We start from the raw sequence: 17349 nt of genomic DNA on the forward strand, positions 1-17349 counted from the left end.
GATTACCACTCCTCACGCAGCTTGCGTTCATACTCAAGCCCGTCCTCTTTTCTGTCTCCCCACAGACCAAGCGCATTTCGGATAACAGAAGAACTCTGCTGGTCGAGATACAGTTCTATCGCTTCCCGAAGCAGTTCAGCACGTGGTTGATTTCGCAATTGCTTGAGATTATCCAAACGTTGAATCACGTCATCAGACAAATCGATAAGTATTCTGCCCATATCAAGTTCCGCCAAAACGCTCATATATCACCTTAGTATATCATCTTTGGTTAATTTTCAGGCAAAATACTCTTTATCAATTTAGGGTGAAAGGACGTTTTTTAGGGAATGATCGATTTTGCGAGCCGCTTTCCACAATATGCACCTCTCAACATTTCTCTGTTTTCATCTGCTGTAAACCAGGCTATAAACTGTATAAAAACACAGTAAAAGGACGTAATCATGGCACTGGAAAAGGGTATTGATAAGCTGGTACAGGAGTTTATTGCCGCAGGACGACTTTCCTCGCGAAAGCAGAGTATTGATGACCGGAGAAGCGGATATGTCGCCAGCACAGCGCTAGCCGGGGAAACAGAAACGCGTGTCCAGGTTGAAACGCTTGTTCTTGAGGATATGACCTTTCGGGTATTTTCGCCTTTCAATGCCCCTGAAACGTTATCTTGTGCCCTCTACTATCATGGCGGTTGTTTTGTCAGCGGTGGGTTTGAAACCCATGATAATCAGCTTCGCCAACTGGCGTTTTACGGTAACTGCCGGGTCATTGCGGTTCAGTACAGACTCGCACCCGAGCATACTTTCCCCGCTGCGCATGACGATGCAGAGAGAGCGGCAGATCTTGTCTGGCAAAATGCAGAACAATTAGGTGTGGATAAAAACCGGATTACACTTTGTGGAGACAGTGCGGGAGGTCATCTTGCGCTGGTAACGTCATTGCGGCTTAAGGCCAAAGGTCTCTGGGATCCCGCGCAGCTCATTCTTATCTACCCCATGCTCGACGCTACGGCCAGTTTTGAAAGCTATACCCTCAATGGCATGGATTACGTGATTACTCGCGATACCCTTTTGAGCGGCTATGAAATGTATCTGGCTGGAGCCGACCGTCAACATCCTGAAGTCAGCCCACTGTGGCGCAACGACTTTAGCGGTCTGCCGAAGGTCCATATTGTTACCGCGGAGTATGATCCGTTACGCGACGAAGGCGAGGCGCTTTATCAGCGCCTCACGGAGCAAGGCGTGAAGTGTACCGCTCAACGATGGCGGGGTGTAATACACGGCTTCTTCCAGTTGGGTGGAATTAGCCAGTCAGCGCGAGACGTTATGCGAGATATTGCCTGGCGCATTAACCATGCCGGGCGAGAGTGAAAAGGAGACTACTCCTCCTCGTTCCCGCCCTCTTCATACGCGCCATACGGCTTCGCAGGCAGAACGATATAGGTGCCTTCAAACACCGCGCCTGGCGTTTCATCGCCGAACAGCTCCACCTGCATCTGTACGCGTGCTTTACGTCCACGCGCCAGACGGTCTAGATCGCCGCCCAGTGCGCCCAGGTCAGCAACCGCGCTCGGCTTGCCGCTGATCGGGGCGCTGTAGCGGATATGGGCATCGGCCAGAATAATGGTGCCGCCGAGATGACGTTCGCGCAGCATCAGCCAGATCAGTCCCCAGCCGGTGAGCGTGGCAAGTGAAAACAGGCTGCCGGCAAACAGGGTATGGTGCGGGTTCTGGTTGCCGGTTTCCGGCATGGTGGTAATAAATTTTTGCCCGGTGTACTGCTGAATACGCACACCCATTTTTTCACTGAGCGGAATGTGCTGATACCACGCCTGCTGGAGCTGCCCGCACCAGTCGGCGCGATGGAGAATATCGTCCAGCGTGGCGATGGGTTTGATCATCAAAAAGTGACGAATCGGCGTAGTTTGCGGGGCGGTGATTTCCCCCTGATTCACGAAACCAAGCTTGGCAAAGAACTCAACGGCATCTTCGCGGGCGCTACAGGTGACACGCTTGACCCCTTCCTGACGGGCAACGGATTCCAGCGTCATAGCCATCAGCGTTCCAAGGCCTTTGTCCTGCACGGAGGGATGAACGGCCATAAAGCGGATTGAAGCTTCGTTGTCGGCATTGATATACAGACGTCCCACGGCAACGAGGTTGCCCTCTTCATCAACCACCATCTGGTGGTGCGCCATCGCGTCCCAGGCGTCGCGTTCAGAGCCTTTAGGTTGATGCAGTGGCTTGCGCAGCATTTCCCAGCGGAAATGGTAATAAGCGTCTAATTCTTCTTCCGTTTGCGGTACTCGAAGGTGATACATAGCTGTACTCTCTCTTGTTACCCGCGGCCATGCCGCCAGTTGGCTCATACCTGGAGCCAGAATGTGACGGGGCCATCGTTCACCAGCGAAACCTGCATATCCGCAGCGAATCGTCCGGTTTGTGTATTCATGTCCTGTTGGCGACAGCGCTCAACAAAGTACTCGTAAAGGGCTTCTGCGCGATCCGGTGCCGCGCCCTTCGAAAAACTCGGGCGCATGCCGCGTTCGGTATCCGCGGCCAGCGTAAACTGGGAGACCACCAGCACGCTGCCGCCCGCCTGCTGAACGTTCAGGTTCATCTTGCCTTCCGCATCGCTGAAAATGCGGTAGCCCAGTACGCGCTCACACAAGCGGTTGGCTTTTTGTTCGTCGTCATCCTTTTCGACACCCAGGAGCACCAAAAGTCCTGGGCCAATTTCACCCGTCACCTCATCCGCCACGGTGACGCTGGCACGGGTTACGCGCTGAATCAATGCAATCATGGTTGGTCTGCTTCTTGTTGTTTTTCAGCTTCTGCTGCTTTTTTGAGTTCGCGGTAGACCCCGAGAGTGACAGTTATTTCGGCGCCAAGCAAGACGATACACCACGTCCAGTAGACCCAGACAAACAAAATGGGGATCACCGCCAGCACGCCGTAAATCAGCTGATAAGAGGGGAACATGGTGATATAAAGCGCGAATCCTTTCTTGCCCAGCTCAAAGAGCAACGCCGCGACCAGCGCACCCACCACGGCATCCCGGTTGGGTACGCGCGTGGTTGGTACCACGCTGTAGAGCAGCCAGAACGAAAGCCACGATAAAATCAGCGGGAATATACGCAGCACGTTATCGATCACGCTGTTTAAGTCGGTCGCCCAGCGCAGCGAAAGAAGGTAGGAACTGATCGCCAGGCTTGCCCCCGCCAGCAATGGGCCAAGGGTTAAAATCATCCAGTAGACGGCAAAGGAGTAAACCTTCGGGCGGACTTTTTTGCTCCGCCAGATGGTGTTGAGCGCACTGTCGATGGAGTACATCAGCAGCAGCGCGGTAACAATAAGCCCACATGCCCCCACCGCCGTCATCTTGCTGGAGTTTGCGACAAACTGTTCAATGTAGTTCTGGATCACATCGCCGGTGGCAGGAATAAAGTTCGCGAAAACAAAATGGCGAAGCTGCATGCTCACATCGGCAAACATCGGAAACGCCGAAAAAAGCGCAAAAATCACCGCCACCAGCGGCACCAGCGAGAGCAAGGACACGTAAGCGAGATTGCCCGCCAGCGTGGTCATGTTGTCCTCGTCAATGCGATGCCAGAGGAGTTTCAGCCACGCCCTCAGCGGGCGCGTGTGGTGATTGGCTTTTTGATGAACGGTTTTTAGCATAACTGCTTCGCAAAGTAGTTCGGTATCGTCTCTTTTCCGGTTACCAGAATGGAGGTGATACCTAACTGATTAGCCCCTTCTATATTATCGGCGTTGTCGTCAAAAAAGACCGCATCCGCCGCCGTGGATCCTTCTTCCTGCAATACCGCCTGATAGATACGCGCCTCAGGTTTACGCATCCCCATCTCCTGGGAGAGATACACCTTATCTGCCGCCGCGTGGATTTCCGGGTATTCATCCGGCCAGAAGGTGGTATGCAGGCGGTTGGTATTCGACAGGACGACGACACGATGCCCCTGCTCGCGCAGCTTGTGCATGATGTCGATCACTTCGGGGCGGATCGCGACAAATATGGCCTGCCAGCCGTGGGAAAACTGCTCGTAGCTTAACGAGAGACCCATTTCCTGACAGAAACGCTCTGCGAACGCTTCATCGCTGATCTCACCGCGCTCGTGCAGATGGAAAGTCTCACCCATCGCGAAATTCTGCTTTAACGTCGCCAGCGGAACACGGCTAAAATCGCTCCATGCGCCCAGCACCCGGTTAAAATCGATATCGACGATTACATTTCCTAAGTCAAAGATATAAAGCATGTTTATCTCCTTTCGCCGTGGAAAAGTAACTGTAGCGGGAAAGAGAAACTTTAGCTATGCGCCAGATTCAGCTTAGAGAAAGGAAAGACCCGAATCGCAATATCGGGCCATAGGATTTTCAGCCAGCCTGCTGCTCTTCTCCGGAATTGACTTCGACAACCTCAACCTTGCTGGATTTGAGGTGATTTTGCAGCGCCGGGCCGGGCAGCTCATCGGTGAACAGCGCCGTCGCCTGCGCCACGTTGCCAATTTCAACCGCCGCGGAGGCGTGGTATTTCGTATGATCGGCCGCCAGTAAAATGTGACGGGAGTGAGCGATCATGGTTTTCACCACGCTGGCTTCGTTAACGTCAAATTCCATCATCGCGCCGTCGTGCTCTATCGCCCCGACGCTGGTGACCAGGTAATCTGCGCGAAATCCTGACACGAACGCCGTTGCCGCAGGACCGATAATGCCGCCGTTATGCGGGCGCAGCGTACCGCCGGGCACCATCACCTCAAAGCGCGGATTCTTATAAAGAATGTGCGCCACCCGCAGGCTGTTAGTGATGATGCGCAGATGATTATGGTTAAGCAGTGCCCGGGCAACGTGCTCCACGGTCGTCCCGATGGTGATAAAAATGGTCGAACCGTCGGGAATATAGTCCGCAATCGCTTCGGCAATCGCCCGTTTCTCTTCGGTAAGCGAGACTTCACGCTGTTCGAACGCCGTGTTGACCACGCTGGATGCCCTGCCCGCGCCGCCGTGATGACGGGTGATCAGCCCCTGCTCGCTGAGCTTACGGATATCCCGGCGCACGGTTTGCGTGGAGACATCCAGCAGCTGCGCCAGTTCATCAATGTTCATATAGCCGCGATCGGCAATCAGCGTCAGCAGCTGATCGTGACGCGGGTTGCCGGTCAGTTCGGTAAGGCTCATGGGCTGTCCTCTGAAAACCATCACGCCCCGCATTTTATACAAAAAGTGACAAAAAAGAGCGGGTTTGATCACAGTCGGGTATACCCGCGCGCCCGCCGGGCTTTGTACATTTCAGTGCTGCGACGGCGCTGGCAAAACGCACGGCGTCTGCGGCGGGTAATTTCTGCCCCAGGCTGACCGCCAGCGCACCGTGGAACACGTCGCCCGCCCCGGTGGTATCAATGACGTTCACTTCAAAACCAGGCTGATGACATAGCGTGTCGTTTTCCAGCCAGAAACAGCCGTCTCGCCCCTGTGTGACATACACATGTCCATTTGTGAGCGTTTGTGCTTTCTTCAGCGCGTTTTCGGTTTCATCCAGCTGCGTTAACCGCCGCAGTCCTGGCGCGGAGAAGGCCGCGTGGTCGCTTAAGGCGATCAGCTCCGCGATATCCTGCGGGGTGACATCCGCATCCAGCAACGTCGGTACGCCCTGCTGGCGGGCCAGGGTAAATGCCTGTTTTGCCCCGTCATGCCAGCGCACGTCGGCTAAGACAATGTCCCACTGAGAGAAGTCGATTTCATGCAGCCAGTCTGCCGCCGCAGGGAGATCGGGGCTGGGGTAGTTGGCAATAACGCGCTCTCCGCTTGCGTCCACCAGCACCGCCGATTGCGACGATCGGGCTCCCTTAACTATGCGCGTATAGCGGGTGTTCACCCCCAGGGATTCCAGCTCCGCGAGCAGCCGTCTGCCGGTATCGTCGTCTCCCACCCGACCAATAAAATCCACTTCCGCCCCCAGTTTCGCGGCTGCCACTGCCGCCGTTGCCGCCGGGCCGCCGCCCACTTCCGTATAGTCTTTTGCGACATATTTCCCACCTTCTTTCGGTAAATCATCGAGATACCAGATGCGATCCAGCACGGTAATGCCGACACAAACGATGCGAGTCATGGTGATTCCTTCTGCGATTTCTGGTGCCTTCATTTTAATTTCACCAAATGTTTAAAAAGTGACCCATGTCAATTTTTTGACTATAAATTACAAATACGATCAAAAACAGACACCACAAACGAGCAAAAATTGACACGATGTGACAGGAGAGAGGCATGTCAGCAATCGCATTTATCGGTTTAGGGCAGATGGGCGCGCCAATGGCGAAGAATCTGTTGAAGCAAGGTCATCAGCTTAACGTCTTTGACGTGAACCCGCAGGCGGTTCAGGCGCTGGTAGAGAGCGGTGCCCGGGCGGCGGCTACGCCCGCACAGGCAGCATCGGATGCCGAATTCGTGATCACTATGCTGCCAAATGGCGACCTGGTGCGCAGCGTGCTGTTCGGCGAGCACGGCGTGTGCGAAGGGTTATCTCGCGATGCGCTGGTCATTGATATGTCCACCATTCACCCGCTGCAAACCGACGCGCTGATCCGTGACATGGCTGAGCAAGGCTTCAGCCTGATGGACGTGCCCGTCGGACGCACCTCTGACCATGCCATCGCCGGTACGCTGCTCCTGCTGGCGGGCGGTACGGCGCAGCAGGTTGAGCGCGCCACCCCCGTCTTAATGGCGATGGGCAATGAACTGATTAACGCTGGCGGGCCGGGAATGGGCATCCGCGTGAAGCTCATCAATAACTACATGAGCATCGCCCTGAACGCCCTTTCCGCCGAGGCCGCCGTACTGTGCGAAGCGCTTGGCCTCTCCTTTGACGTGGCGCTCAAGGTGATGAGCGGCACACCGGCGGGTAAAGGCCACTTCACGACATCCTGGCCGAACAAGGTGCTGAAAGGGGATCTTTCTCCCGCCTTCATGATCGACCTTGCGCATAAGGATCTGGGGATCGCCCTCGACGTAGCCAACCAGCTCCACGTTCCGATGCCGCTGGGCGCGGCTTCCCGCGAAGTTTACAACCAGGCACGCGCCGCCGGGCGCGGGCGCGAAGACTGGACAGCCATTCTTGAACAGGTTCGCGCATCTGCCGGGCTGAAAAAAACACACTGATACGAAAGGACTGAGGAATGACGATGTACACCCTGAAAGATATCACCCGACCTTCCGGCGGTTTTGCGATGCTGGCCGTGGATCAGCGCGAAGCGATGCGCCTGATGTTTGCTGCCGCAGGCGCGCCGGTGCCGGTAACCGACCAGCACCTGACGGATTTTAAGGTCAATGCGGCAAAAATTCTGTCGCCGTACGCCTCTGCGATCCTCGTCGACCAGCAGTTCTGCTACCGCCAGATTGTCGAGCAGCAGGCCGTGGCCAAAAGCTGCGCAATGATTGTCGCCGCCGACGAGTTTATCCCCGGGAATGGCATTCCGGTCGACAGCGTGGTGATCGACAAGAACGTCGACGCGCAGGCGGTCAAACGCGATGGCGGTAAGGCGCTGAAGCTGCTGGTGCTGTGGCGCAGCGATGAAGATCCACAGCAGCGCCTGGAGATGGTGAAGGCGTTCAATACGCTGTGCCACGACAATGGTCTGCTGAGCATTATCGAGCCAGTGGTGCGTCCGCCGCGTCGCGGAGCCGAATTTAACCGCGAACAGGCGATTATCGATGCGGCCAAAGAGCTGGGCGACAGCGGTGCCGACCTCTACAAAGTGGAAATGCCGCTGTTTGGTAAGGGCACGCAGCACGAGCTACTGACGGCCTCGCAGAAGCTGAACGAGAACATCGCCATGCCGTGGGTGATCCTCTCCTCCGGCGTGGACGATAAGTTATTCCCGCGCGCCGTGAGCGTGGCGATGCAGGCGGGGGCATCGGGCTTTTTAGCCGGGCGCGCCGTCTGGTCATCGGTGATTGGCCTGCCGGACACCGAACTGATGCTGCGTGATATTTCAGTACCAAAACTTCAGCGTCTGGGTGAGATCGTCGACGAAATGATGGCTCGCCGTTAAGAAAGGACCCGAACATGAAATGGTTTAACACCCTGAGCCATAACCGCTGGCTCGAACAAGAGACCGACCGCATTCTCGATTTCGGTAAAAACGCCGCCGTACCAACCGGCTTTGGCTGGCTGGGCAATAACGGGCAGGTGCGCAGCGATATGGGCACCCATCTGTGGATCACCGCCCGCATGCTGCACGTTTACGCGGTGGCGGCGAACATGGGGCGTCCCGGCGCGTACGCCCTGGTTGAGCACGGCATTAATGCCCTGAGCGGTCCGCTGCGCGACAAACAGCACGGCGGCTGGTACGCCTGCGTAAACGATGAAGGCGTGATTGATGCGTCCAAGCAGGGCTATCAGCATTTCTTCGTCCTGCTGGGCGCGGCGAGCGCCGTCACCACCGGCCACCCCGAGGCGCGCAAGCTGCTGGACGACGCCATCGAGGTGATAGAGCGTTACTTCTGGAGCGAACAGGAGCAGATGTGCCTGGAGTCCTGGGATGAGGCCTTCAGCAAAACGGAAGATTACCGCGGCGGTAACGCCAACATGCACGCCGTGGAAGCCTTCCTCATCGTCTATGACGTGACCCACGACCGTAAATGGCTCGACCGCGCCCTGCGCATCGCCTCGGTGATTATTCACGACGTGGCGCGCAAAGGGGAGTACCGCGTTAACGAGCATTTCGACACCAACTGGAACCCGATCCGCGATTACAACATCGATAACCCTGCCCACCGCTTCCGCGCCTACGGCGGCACGCCGGGGCACTGGATCGAGTGGGGCCGCCTGATGCTGCACCTGCGTGCCGCGCTGGAAGCCCGCTTTGAAACCCCGCCGGAATGGTTGCTGGAAGATGCGAAAGGCCTGTTCCACGCCACCATCCGCGACGCCTGGGCACCCGACGGGGCCGACGGCTTTGTCTATTCCGTGGGCTGGGACGGCAAGCCAATCGTGCGCGAACGCGTGCGCTGGCCAATCGTCGAGGCGATGGGCACGGCCTATGCCCTCTACACCGTCACTGGTGAGGCGCAATACGAAGCCTGGTATCAGAAATGGTGGGATTACTGCATCAAGTACCTGATGGATTACGAAAATGGTTCATGGTGGCAGGAGCTGGACACCAATAACGAAGTGACCACCAAAGTCTGGGACGGCAAGCAGGATATTTACCATCTGCTGCACTGCCTGGTGATCCCCCGCCTGCCGCTGGCGCCGGGCTTAGCCCCTGCCGTCGCCGCCGGATTACTGGATAGCCTGGCCAAATAATAAAGACGGAGTTTTTATGCGTACCCTACACAATATTGACCTGAAAAATAATGAAAGTGGTTTCACCCTGCGCTGGCAGGACCGTCTGATTTTATCCCACACCGCGGATGCCCCTTGCCTGTGGATCGGCGCAGGTGAGGCGGATATCGAGATGTTTCGCGGCAATTTCAGCATCAAAGACAAGCTCAACGAAAAGATTGCCCTGACGAACGCGACCGTTACGCAGCAAAGCGCGGGCTGGGCGATCCGCTTTACCCGCGGCGACGCGGTGAGCGCGACGCTGCTGGTGGGCGTGGATGCGGAGGGCCGTCTGGAGCTGAAGCTGAAAAATGACGCCGCCAGCCATAACCGCATCTGGCTGCGGCTGGCAGCTCAGCCTGACGATCATATCTACGGCTGCGGCGAGCAGTTCTCGTACTTCGATTTGCGCGGTAAGCCTTTCCCGCTGTGGACCAGCGAGCAGGGCGTGGGCCGCAATAAGCAGACCTACGTCACCTGGCAGGCCGACTGCAAAGAGAACGCGGGCGGCGATTACTACTGGACCTTCTTCCCGCAGCCTACCTTCGTGAGCACCCAGATGTATTACTGCCACGTGGATAACAGCTGCTATATGAATTTTGACTTCAGCGCGCCGGACTTCCACGAGCTGGCGTTCTGGGAAGATAACGCCACGCTGCGCTTCGAATGCGCAGAAACCTACGTCGATCTGCTGGAAAAACTGACCGGCCTGCTGGGGCGTCAGCCTGAACTGCCGGACTGGGTTTACGATGGCGTGACGCTGGGTATTCAGGGCGGCACCGAGGTGTGTCAGCAGAAGCTCGACGCCATGCGCAAGGGCGGCGTGAAGGTGAACGGCATCTGGGCGCAGGACTGGTCCGGCATCCGCATGACCTCCTTCGGCAAACGCGTAATGTGGAACTGGAAGTGGAACAGCACGCTCTATCCGCAGCTTGATGAGCGGATTGCGCAGTGGAAAGAGGAAGGCGTGCAGTTCCTCTCCTATATCAACCCGTACGTCGCCAGCGATAAAGATCTCTGCGAAGAGGCGTCGAAGCGCGGCTATCTGACCAAAGATGCCGACGGCAAGGATTACCACGTTGAGTTCGGCGAGTTCTACGCGGGCGTTATCGACCTGACCAACCCGGAAGCCTACCGCTGGTACAAAGAGGTGATCAAAAAGAACCTGATCGAACTGGGCTGCGGCGGCTGGATGGCCGATTTCGGGGAATATCTGCCGACCGATACCTTCCTGCACAACGGCGTGAGCGCGGAGATCATGCATAACGCCTGGCCTGCCCTGTGGGCGAAATGTAACTACGAAGCGCTGGAGGAGACCGGCAAGCTCGGGGAGATCCTGTTCTTCATGCGCGCGGGCTACACCGGCAGCCAGAAGCACTCGGTGATGATGTGGGCGGGGGATCAGAACGTCGACTGGAGCCTGGACGATGGTCTGGCGTCCGTCGTACCGGCGGCGCTGTCGCTGGCGATGACCGGGCACGGGCTGCACCACAGCGACATTGGCGGCTATACAACGCTCTTCGAGATGAAGCGCAGCAAAGAGCTGCTGCTGCGCTGGTGCGACTTCAGCGCCTTTACGCCGATGATGCGTACCCACGAGGGCAACCGCCCTGGCGACAACTGGCAGTTCGACGGCGACGCGGAAACTATCGCCCACTTCGCGCGCATGACCACCGTCTTCACCACCCTGAAGCCGTATATCAAAGCTGCCGTCGCGCAGAACGCGACAAGCGGCCTGCCGGTGATGCGTCCGCTGTTCCTGCACTACGAGGACGACGCGTGCGCCTACACGCTGAAATACCAGTATCTGTTTGGCCGCGATCTGCTGGTGGCGCCGGTTCATGAAGAGGGACGCCGCGACTGGTCGCTCTATCTGCCGCAGGACATCTGGGTCAATGCGTGGACGGGGGAAATCTGCCAGGGCGGTGACATCACCGTTGATGCCCCGCTCGGCAAACCGCCGGTCTTCTATCGCCAGCACAGCGAATGGGCAGATCTGTTTAGCACCTTACGTCATATCTGATAAGGCTCGCCCGCGGGGAAACCTGCGGGCAGACGGAGAACAATAATGAGTCAACATACTTCTGATCCGGCAACCCTGCGCCTGCCGTTTAAAGAAAAACTCGCCTACGGGATGGGCGATCTCGGCTCTAACATCCTGCTTGATATCGGCACGCTGTATCTGCTGAAGTTCTACACCGACGTGCTGGGTCTGCCTGGCACCTACGGCGGGATTATCTTCCTGATTGCGAAGTTTTTTACCGCCTTCACCGACATGGGCACCGGGATCATGCTCGATTCCCGGCGCAAGATCGGCCCGAAAGGGAAATTCCGCCCGTTCGTGCTGTATGCAGCCTTCCCGGTAACGTTGCTGGCCATAGCTAACTTCGTCGGCACACCGTTTGAAATTACCGGTAAAACGGTGATGGCGACGGTGCTGTTCATGCTGTACGGCCTGTTCTTCAGCATGATGAACTGCTCCTACGGCGCGATGGTGCCCGCCATTACCAAAAACCCGGACGAGCGTGCTTCGCTGGCCGCCTGGCGCCAGGGCGGCGCCACGCTGGGTCTGCTGCTCTGTACGGTGGGCTTTGTCCCGGTGATGAACCTGATTGAAGGCAACGACCAGCTTGGCTACATCTTTGCCGCCACCCTCTTCTCGCTGTTCGGGTTGTTCTTTATGTGGTGGTGCTATAAGGGCGTAACCGAGCGTTACGTCGAGACGCAGCCTGCTAACCCGGCGCAGAAACCGGGGCTGTTGCAGTCGTTTCGCGCCATCGCCGGGAACCGTCCGCTGTTTATCCTGTGCATCGCTAACCTGTGCACGCTGGGCGCCTTTAACGTTAAGCTCGCCATTCAGGTCTACTACACGCAGTACGTACTGAACGACCCGATCCTGCTGTCGTACATGGGCTTCTTCAGCATGGGCTGTATTTTTATCGGCGTCTTTATGATGCCCGGCGCGGTGCGGCGCTTCGGTAAGAAAAAGGTATACATCAGCGGGCTGATGATTTGGGTGGCGGGCGATCTGCTTAACTACTTCTTCGGCGGCGGCTCGGTGAGCTTCGTGGCGTTCTCCTGCCTGGCGTTCTTCGGCTCCGCGTTCGTGAACAGCCTGAACTGGGCGCTGGTGTCCGATACCGTGGAATACGGCGAGTGGCGCACCGGCGTACGCTCCGAGGGGACGGTCTACACCGGCTTTACCTTCTTCCGTAAGGTATCGCAGGCGCTGGCGGGCTTCTTCCCGGGGATCATGCTCACGCAGATCGGCTATGTGCCCAACGTGGTGCAATCCGCCGGCACGGTTGAAGGGCTACGGCAGCTGATATTTATCTATCCGAGTCTGCTGGCAGTCATCACCATCGTGGCGATGGGCTGCTTCTACAACCTTAACGAGAAGATGTATGTGCGCATCGTGGAAGAAATTGAGCTGCGCAAACGTACGGCATAAATGACGTGATTGAGCGCCCTGCGGGGCGCTTTGAGGATCGACCATGACACATAATACTGATCCGTTAACCCTGAAATTGAGCCTGCGAGAGAAGTGCGCCTACGGGATGGGTGATTTTGGCTCGAACCTGATGCTGTGTATTGGCACGCTGTATCTGCTAAAGTTTTACACGGACGAGCTGGGCATGCCCGCGTTCTACGGCGGCATCATTTTTCTGGTCGCCAAGTTCTTTACCGCGTTTACCGACATGCTGACCGGGGTGCTGCTGGACTCCCGGCGTAATATCGGCGCGCGGGGCAAATTCCGGCCATTCATTCTCTACGCCTCCGTTCCGGTGGCGCTGGTGGCCACGGCGCAGTTTATGGCCAACGACTTTAGCCTGACGGTGAAAACGGCCCTCGCCACCGTGCTCTTCATGATGTTTGGCCTCTGCTACAGCCTGATGAACTGCGCCTACGGTGCAATGGTTCCGGCCATCACCAAAAACCCGAACGAGCGCGCGCAGCTTGCGGCGTGGCGTCAGGGCGGCGCAACGGTAGGACTGTTGCTCTGTACTGTCGGCTTTATGCCGATTCAGGCGCTGTTCGTCAGCCAGCCCTCACTCGGCTATCTGGTGGCCGCGCTGGTGTTCGTCACCGGGGGACTGTTCTGCATGTGGTGGTGCTACAGCGGGGTGAAAGAGCGCTACGTCGAGCTTACGCCCGATCACCATAAGCCCGGCATTCTGAAATCGTTCTGCGCGATTTTCCGCAATCCGCCGCTGCTGGTGCTGTGCATCGCCAACCTGTGTACCCTCGCCGCGTTTAACATCAAGCTGGCGATTCAGGTCTATTACACCCAGTACGTGCTGAACGATCTGCATCTCCTGTCGTGGATGGGCTTTTTCAGCATGGGTTGCATTCTGATTGGCGTGTTTCTGGTGCCTGGCGCGGTGAAGCGCTTTGGCAAGAAGCCGGTCTATCTGGGCGGGCTGACGCTGTGGGCGGTGGGCGACGTGCTGAACTTCGTCTGGGGAACCAGTTCCCTACTGTTCGTGCTCTTTTCCTGCATGGCCTTTTTCGGCACCGCGTTTGTGAACAGCCTGAACTGGGCGCTGGTGCCGGATACGGTTGATTACGGCGAGTGGAAAACCGGGATCCGCGCCGAAGGGTCGGTGTATACCGGCTATACCTTCTCGCGCAAAATCTCCGCGGCGCTGGCCGGTTTTCTGCCCGGTATCATGCTGACCCAGATTGGCTATGTTCCCCATGCCGTACAGAGCGCAGGCACGCTGCTTGGGTTGCGTCAGCTTATTTTCCTCTGGCCGTGCGGCCTGGCGATCGTTGCCGCCGTGACCATGGGGCTGTTTTATAAACTCAACGAAGCGCGCTTCGCCTTTATTATCGAGGAGATTGGAAAACGGAAAAAACAGACAGCAAATACCCCTGAGATAACCACCAACAATAAAGCGTCAGCAGTCACTTTATAACAATAAATCCGGCCACTATGTCCTTCCTGTTTATCAGGAGGGAGGCCTTTCTGTACCTGATACATGGACAAATTATGAAAAGAATCATCACCGTACTGATCGTGTCGTCTGTGTCCTGCCCGGTTTTTGCCGGGGCCTATGTCGAAACGCGCGAAGCCTACAACACCGCCTCTGAGCTGCACGAAGTGATCCTGCGTGCGGGCTATAACTTCGATATGGGCGCGGGACTGATGTTCACCAACGCTTATAACGTGGGGAAATGGGACGAACTGAAGCACAGCTATAACGAAATCGAGGGGTGGTATCCGCTCTTCAAACCGACCGACAAACTGACCTTCCAGCCCGGCGGCTTAATTAATGACAGCAGCGCAGGATCAGGTGGCGCGGTTTATTTAGATACCAATTACAAATTTACGGACTGGTTTAATCTGACGTTCCGCTATCGCTATAACCATAACAATTACGATACGCCGGACTATAACGGGCAGATGGATAAGAACGACACGCATGAATTCGCCAACTACTGGAATTTCAAAGTGACGGATGCGTTTTTCTACACCTTTGAGCCGCACTTTTTCCAGCGGGTGAATGATTACCACAGCAAAAATGGTAAAGATCACCACTGGGAAATTACCAACAAGTTCAGCTATAAAATCGACAGAAACTGGCTGCCGTATCTTGAGCTACAGTGGCTTGACCGATGGAATGATTACAACCGCGAGCAGTACCGGATCCGGTTAGGGTTGCGGTATTCGTTCTAATAAAAAAGCCGCTGATCGCTCAGCGGCTTTTTCGTTGCCGGGTGGCGCTTGCGCTTACCCGGACTACGGCATAACCGAATTAGTCTTCTTTCGCACCGCGCATAGCACGTTTACGATCGTTCTCGGTCAGGTGACGTTTACGGATACGAATTGACTGAGGCGTCACTTCGACCAGTTCGTCATCATCGATGAATTCCAGAGCCTGCTCCAGGGTCATCTTGATCGGTGGAACCAGAACCGTTGCTTCGTCAGTACCGGACGCACGCATGTTGGTCAGTTTCTTACCGGTCAGGCAGTTTACCGTCAGGTCGTTAGAACGGCTGTGAATACCGATGATCTGGCCTTCGTAAACTTCAGCACCGTGGCCCAGGAACAGCTTACCGCGATCCTGCAAACCGAACAGCGCAAACGCAACCGCTTTACCCTGACCGTTGGAGATCAGCACGCCGTTGTTACGCTGGCCCACTTCGCCCGGACGAACGTCGTCGTAGTGGCTGAAGGTGGAGTACAGCAGACCGGTACCGGAAGTCATGGTCATGAACTCAGAACGGAAGCCGATCAGGCCACGGCTTGGGATCACGTAGTCGAGACGTACGCGGCCTTTGCCATCTGGATTCATGTTTTTCAGGTCGCCTTTACGCTCACCCAGTGCCTGCATCACAGAACCCTGGTGCTGCTCTTCAACGTCCAGCGTTACGTTTTCGAATGGCTCTTGTTTACGGCCATCGATTTCGCGGAAGATAACTTTCGGACGGGAAACCGCCATCTCGAAACCTTCACGACGCATGTTCTCGATCAGAACAGACAGGTGCAGCTCACCACGACCCGAAACGCGGAATGCATCAGCGTCTTCGGTTTCTTCAACGCGCAGCGCAACGTTGTGCACCAGCTCTTTGTTCAGGCGGTCAAGGATCTGACGAGAGGTAACAAACTTACCCTCTTTACCACAGAACGGAGAGGTGTTGACGTTGAAGAACATGGATACGGTTGGTTCATCAACGGACAGGGCTGGCAGCGCTTCGACGTTCTGCGGATCGCAGATGGTGTCGGAGATGTTCAGTTCACCCAGACCGGTGATGGCGATGATGTCGCCCGCCTCAGCGATGTCGCTCTCGATACGCTCAAGGCCCAGGTGAGTCAGAACTTTACCGACTTTACCGTTACGGGTTTTGCCTTCGCTATCGATGATAGTGACCTGCTGGTTAGGCTTCACTTTACCGCGCTTGATACGACCAATGCCGATTACGCCAACGTAGTTGTTGTAGTCGAGCTGAGAGATCTGCATTTGCAGGGTGCCTTCCAGGTCAACGTTTGGCGCAGGAACGCGGTCAACAATCGTCTGGTACAGAGGAGTCATGTCTTCCGCCATGTCTTCGTGATCCAGACCGGCGATACCGTTCAGCGCAGACGCATAAACGATAGGGAAGTCCAGCTGTTCGTCGGTCGCGTCGAGGTTAACGAACAGGTCGAAGACCTGGTCAACAACCCAGTCAGGACGCGCGCCAGGACGGTCAACCTTGTTGATCACAACGATAGGTTTCAGGCCGTGGGCAAATGCTTTTTTGGTCACGAAGCGCGTTTGCGGCATAGGGCCATCAAATGCGTCAACCACCAGCAGCACGGAATCCACCATGGACATCACGCGCTCAACTTCACCACCGAAGTCGGCGTGCCCTGGGGTATCAACGATGTTGATACGGTAGTCATTCCATTTGATAGCGGTGTTTTTGGCGAGGATGGTAATCCCACGCTCTTTCTCCAAATCGTTGGAGTCCATCACACGCTCTTGAGTTTCGGCACGAGCATCAAACGTACCGGACTGCTGTAGCAGCTTATCAACCAGGGTAGTTTTACCATGGTCGACGTGCGCGATGATGGCGATATTACGCAATTTTTCGATCACAACTTTGCCTCAGGCATTTAGAAATAGCGCGTTATTGTACACGGATTAATCGCACTACAAAACAGGATCACAAACATCCCCCGCAAACAAGTATTGCAGAGATGCTTTGTGATCGCTTTCACGGAGCGGTAAAAGGGCACTTTAACGTAAATTGCACCAATATGGTGCTCGATGTTCACACAGAAGCACTATAATGGTGCAACAAATCCAATGTGGTGCAGCCCTTCTGCACTATGGTGCGCATGATAACGCCTTTTTGGGGTGTTTTAAAAGTTGGCACAGATTTCGCTTTACAGAAATACAGTAAAAATATGGCAGCCCAGCCGATTTGAAGACCTCGTTCTGAGAGATCCCCTCATAATTTCCCCAAAGCGTAACCATGTGTGAATAAATTTTGAGCTAGTAGGGTTGCAGCCACGAGTAAGTCTTCCCTTGT

Annotated in this window: 17 protein-coding genes; 8 read left to right on the plus strand and 9 right to left on the minus strand. The window is 56.0% G+C overall.

Features of this window, described 5'->3' with window-relative positions:
• Nucleotides 1-2: 2 nt before the first annotated feature.
• Complete coding sequence (locus ACOTWU_RS20210) at nucleotides 3-245, minus strand: ribbon-helix-helix domain-containing protein (protein WP_015569912.1); 243 nt, start codon at nucleotides 243-245, stop codon at nucleotides 3-5.
• Nucleotides 246-443: 198 nt separating this feature from the next.
• Between ACOTWU_RS20210 and ACOTWU_RS20215 the strand changes: the two genes are divergently transcribed.
• Entirely contained in the window at nucleotides 444-1364 is a 921-nt protein-coding gene (locus tag ACOTWU_RS20215) for an alpha/beta hydrolase (RefSeq protein WP_126499206.1), read from the plus strand.
• Between the two features lie 8 nt (nucleotides 1365-1372).
• Here ACOTWU_RS20215 and fabY read toward each other — a convergent pair whose 3' ends face one another.
• From fabY to ACOTWU_RS20245, 6 genes are all read right to left on the minus strand, one after another.
• Nucleotides 1373-2314 (minus strand): fatty acid biosynthesis protein FabY, encoded by a 942-nt coding sequence (gene fabY, locus ACOTWU_RS20220; protein ID WP_015569910.1) that lies wholly within the window; start codon nucleotides 2312-2314, stop codon nucleotides 1373-1375.
• Nucleotides 2315-2358: 44 nt separating this feature from the next.
• Nucleotides 2359-2796 (minus strand): D-aminoacyl-tRNA deacylase, encoded by a 438-nt coding sequence (gene dtd, locus ACOTWU_RS20225; protein ID WP_015569909.1) that lies wholly within the window; start codon nucleotides 2794-2796, stop codon nucleotides 2359-2361.
• Nucleotides 2793-3674, minus strand: coding sequence for a virulence factor BrkB family protein (locus ACOTWU_RS20230; RefSeq protein ID WP_003861949.1), 882 nt, complete (start codon nucleotides 3672-3674; stop codon nucleotides 2793-2795). Before ACOTWU_RS20230 ends, dtd begins: the two co-directional genes overlap by 4 nt.
• A complete protein-coding gene (gene yihX, locus ACOTWU_RS20235; protein ID WP_017694048.1) occupies nucleotides 3668-4267 on the minus strand; it encodes a glucose-1-phosphatase in 600 nt (199 codons plus the stop codon). The genes ACOTWU_RS20230 and yihX overlap by 7 nt, the downstream gene beginning before the upstream one ends.
• Nucleotides 4268-4385: 118 nt before the next feature.
• Entirely contained in the window at nucleotides 4386-5186 is an 801-nt protein-coding gene (locus ACOTWU_RS20240) for a DeoR/GlpR family DNA-binding transcription regulator (protein WP_003861944.1), read from the minus strand.
• A gap of 34 nt (nucleotides 5187-5220) precedes the next feature.
• Nucleotides 5221-6117, minus strand: coding sequence for a sugar kinase (locus ACOTWU_RS20245; protein WP_045615332.1), 897 nt, complete (start codon nucleotides 6115-6117; stop codon nucleotides 5221-5223).
• A gap of 155 nt (nucleotides 6118-6272) precedes the next feature.
• On the opposite strand from ACOTWU_RS20245, the gene yihU reads away from it, so the two are divergent.
• The 7 genes from yihU to ompL all read left to right on the plus strand — a co-directional run bounded on the left by yihU (nucleotide 6273) and on the right by ompL (nucleotide 15010).
• Nucleotides 6273-7163 carry a sulfolactaldehyde 3-reductase gene (gene yihU / locus ACOTWU_RS20250; RefSeq protein WP_047734716.1) on the plus strand — a complete coding sequence of 297 codons (891 nt, stop codon included), beginning with the start codon at nucleotides 6273-6275 and terminating at the stop codon, nucleotides 7161-7163.
• Nucleotides 7164-7180: 17 nt separating this feature from the next.
• On the plus strand, nucleotides 7181-8056 hold the full coding sequence (yihT, locus tag ACOTWU_RS20255) for a sulfofructosephosphate aldolase (protein WP_126499205.1): 876 nt from the start codon (nucleotides 7181-7183) through the stop codon (nucleotides 8054-8056).
• A gap of 14 nt (nucleotides 8057-8070) precedes the next feature.
• Nucleotides 8071-9312, plus strand: a complete 1242-nt coding sequence (gene yihS / locus ACOTWU_RS20260) for a sulfoquinovose isomerase (RefSeq protein ID WP_126499204.1) — start codon at nucleotides 8071-8073, stop codon at nucleotides 9310-9312.
• A 16-nt stretch (nucleotides 9313-9328) separates the two neighbouring features.
• Entirely contained in the window at nucleotides 9329-11353 is a 2025-nt protein-coding gene (locus ACOTWU_RS20265) for an alpha-glucosidase (RefSeq protein WP_220719723.1), read from the plus strand.
• A 45-nt stretch (nucleotides 11354-11398) separates the two neighbouring features.
• Complete coding sequence (locus ACOTWU_RS20270; RefSeq protein ID WP_003861932.1) at nucleotides 11399-12781, plus strand: MFS transporter; 1383 nt, start codon at nucleotides 11399-11401, stop codon at nucleotides 12779-12781.
• Nucleotides 12782-12824: 43 nt separating this feature from the next.
• Complete coding sequence (locus ACOTWU_RS20275; RefSeq protein WP_017382668.1) at nucleotides 12825-14249, plus strand: MFS transporter; 1425 nt, start codon at nucleotides 12825-12827, stop codon at nucleotides 14247-14249.
• A gap of 74 nt (nucleotides 14250-14323) precedes the next feature.
• On the plus strand, nucleotides 14324-15010 hold the full coding sequence (ompL, locus tag ACOTWU_RS20280; RefSeq protein WP_003861929.1) for a porin OmpL: 687 nt from the start codon (nucleotides 14324-14326) through the stop codon (nucleotides 15008-15010).
• Between the two features lie 79 nt (nucleotides 15011-15089).
• On the opposite strand, the gene typA is transcribed toward ompL, so the two are convergent.
• The gene (gene typA, locus ACOTWU_RS20285; RefSeq protein WP_003861927.1) at nucleotides 15090-16913 is read right to left on the minus strand and encodes a ribosome-dependent GTPase TypA; all 1824 of its coding nucleotides are present in this window, start codon (nucleotides 16911-16913) and stop codon (nucleotides 15090-15092) included.
• Nucleotides 16914-17268: 355 nt separating this feature from the next.
• The coding region (locus tag ACOTWU_RS20290) for a hypothetical protein (RefSeq protein WP_048266543.1) at nucleotides 17269-17349 on the minus strand (81 nt) is incomplete at its 5' end.

The sequence above is a fragment of the Enterobacter cloacae complex sp. GYL001 genome (genome assembly GCF_049237125.1).
GTDB classification, from domain to species: Bacteria; Pseudomonadota; Gammaproteobacteria; order Enterobacterales; family Enterobacteriaceae; genus Enterobacter; species Enterobacter hormaechei_C.

What these genes read in the sequence shown, in the direction of transcription:
- ACOTWU_RS20210 (WP_015569912.1), bottom strand. Translation starts at nt 245, where the DNA reads ATGAGCGTTTTGGCGGAACTTGATATGGGCAGAATACTTATCGATTTG.
- ACOTWU_RS20215 (WP_126499206.1), top strand. Translation starts at nt 444, where the DNA reads ATGGCACTGGAAAAGGGTATTGATAAGCTGGTACAGGAGTTTATTGCC.
- fabY (WP_015569910.1), bottom strand. Translation starts at nt 2,314, where the DNA reads ATGTATCACCTTCGAGTACCGCAAACGGAAGAAGAATTAGACGCTTAT.
- dtd (WP_015569909.1), bottom strand. Translation starts at nt 2,796, where the DNA reads ATGATTGCATTGATTCAGCGCGTAACCCGTGCCAGCGTCACCGTGGCG.
- ACOTWU_RS20230 (WP_003861949.1), bottom strand. Translation starts at nt 3,674, where the DNA reads ATGCTAAAAACCGTTCATCAAAAAGCCAATCACCACACGCGCCCGCTG.
- yihX (WP_017694048.1), bottom strand. Translation starts at nt 4,267, where the DNA reads ATGCTTTATATCTTTGACTTAGGAAATGTAATCGTCGATATCGATTTT.
- ACOTWU_RS20240 (WP_003861944.1), bottom strand. Translation starts at nt 5,186, where the DNA reads ATGAGCCTTACCGAACTGACCGGCAACCCGCGTCACGATCAGCTGCTG.
- ACOTWU_RS20245 (WP_045615332.1), bottom strand. Translation starts at nt 6,117, where the DNA reads ATGACTCGCATCGTTTGTGTCGGCATTACCGTGCTGGATCGCATCTGG.
- yihU (WP_047734716.1), top strand. Translation starts at nt 6,273, where the DNA reads ATGTCAGCAATCGCATTTATCGGTTTAGGGCAGATGGGCGCGCCAATG.
- yihT (WP_126499205.1), top strand. Translation starts at nt 7,181, where the DNA reads ATGACGATGTACACCCTGAAAGATATCACCCGACCTTCCGGCGGTTTT.
- yihS (WP_126499204.1), top strand. Translation starts at nt 8,071, where the DNA reads ATGAAATGGTTTAACACCCTGAGCCATAACCGCTGGCTCGAACAAGAG.
- ACOTWU_RS20265 (WP_220719723.1), top strand. Translation starts at nt 9,329, where the DNA reads ATGCGTACCCTACACAATATTGACCTGAAAAATAATGAAAGTGGTTTC.
- ACOTWU_RS20270 (WP_003861932.1), top strand. Translation starts at nt 11,399, where the DNA reads ATGAGTCAACATACTTCTGATCCGGCAACCCTGCGCCTGCCGTTTAAA.
- ACOTWU_RS20275 (WP_017382668.1), top strand. Translation starts at nt 12,825, where the DNA reads ATGACACATAATACTGATCCGTTAACCCTGAAATTGAGCCTGCGAGAG.
- ompL (WP_003861929.1), top strand. Translation starts at nt 14,324, where the DNA reads ATGAAAAGAATCATCACCGTACTGATCGTGTCGTCTGTGTCCTGCCCG.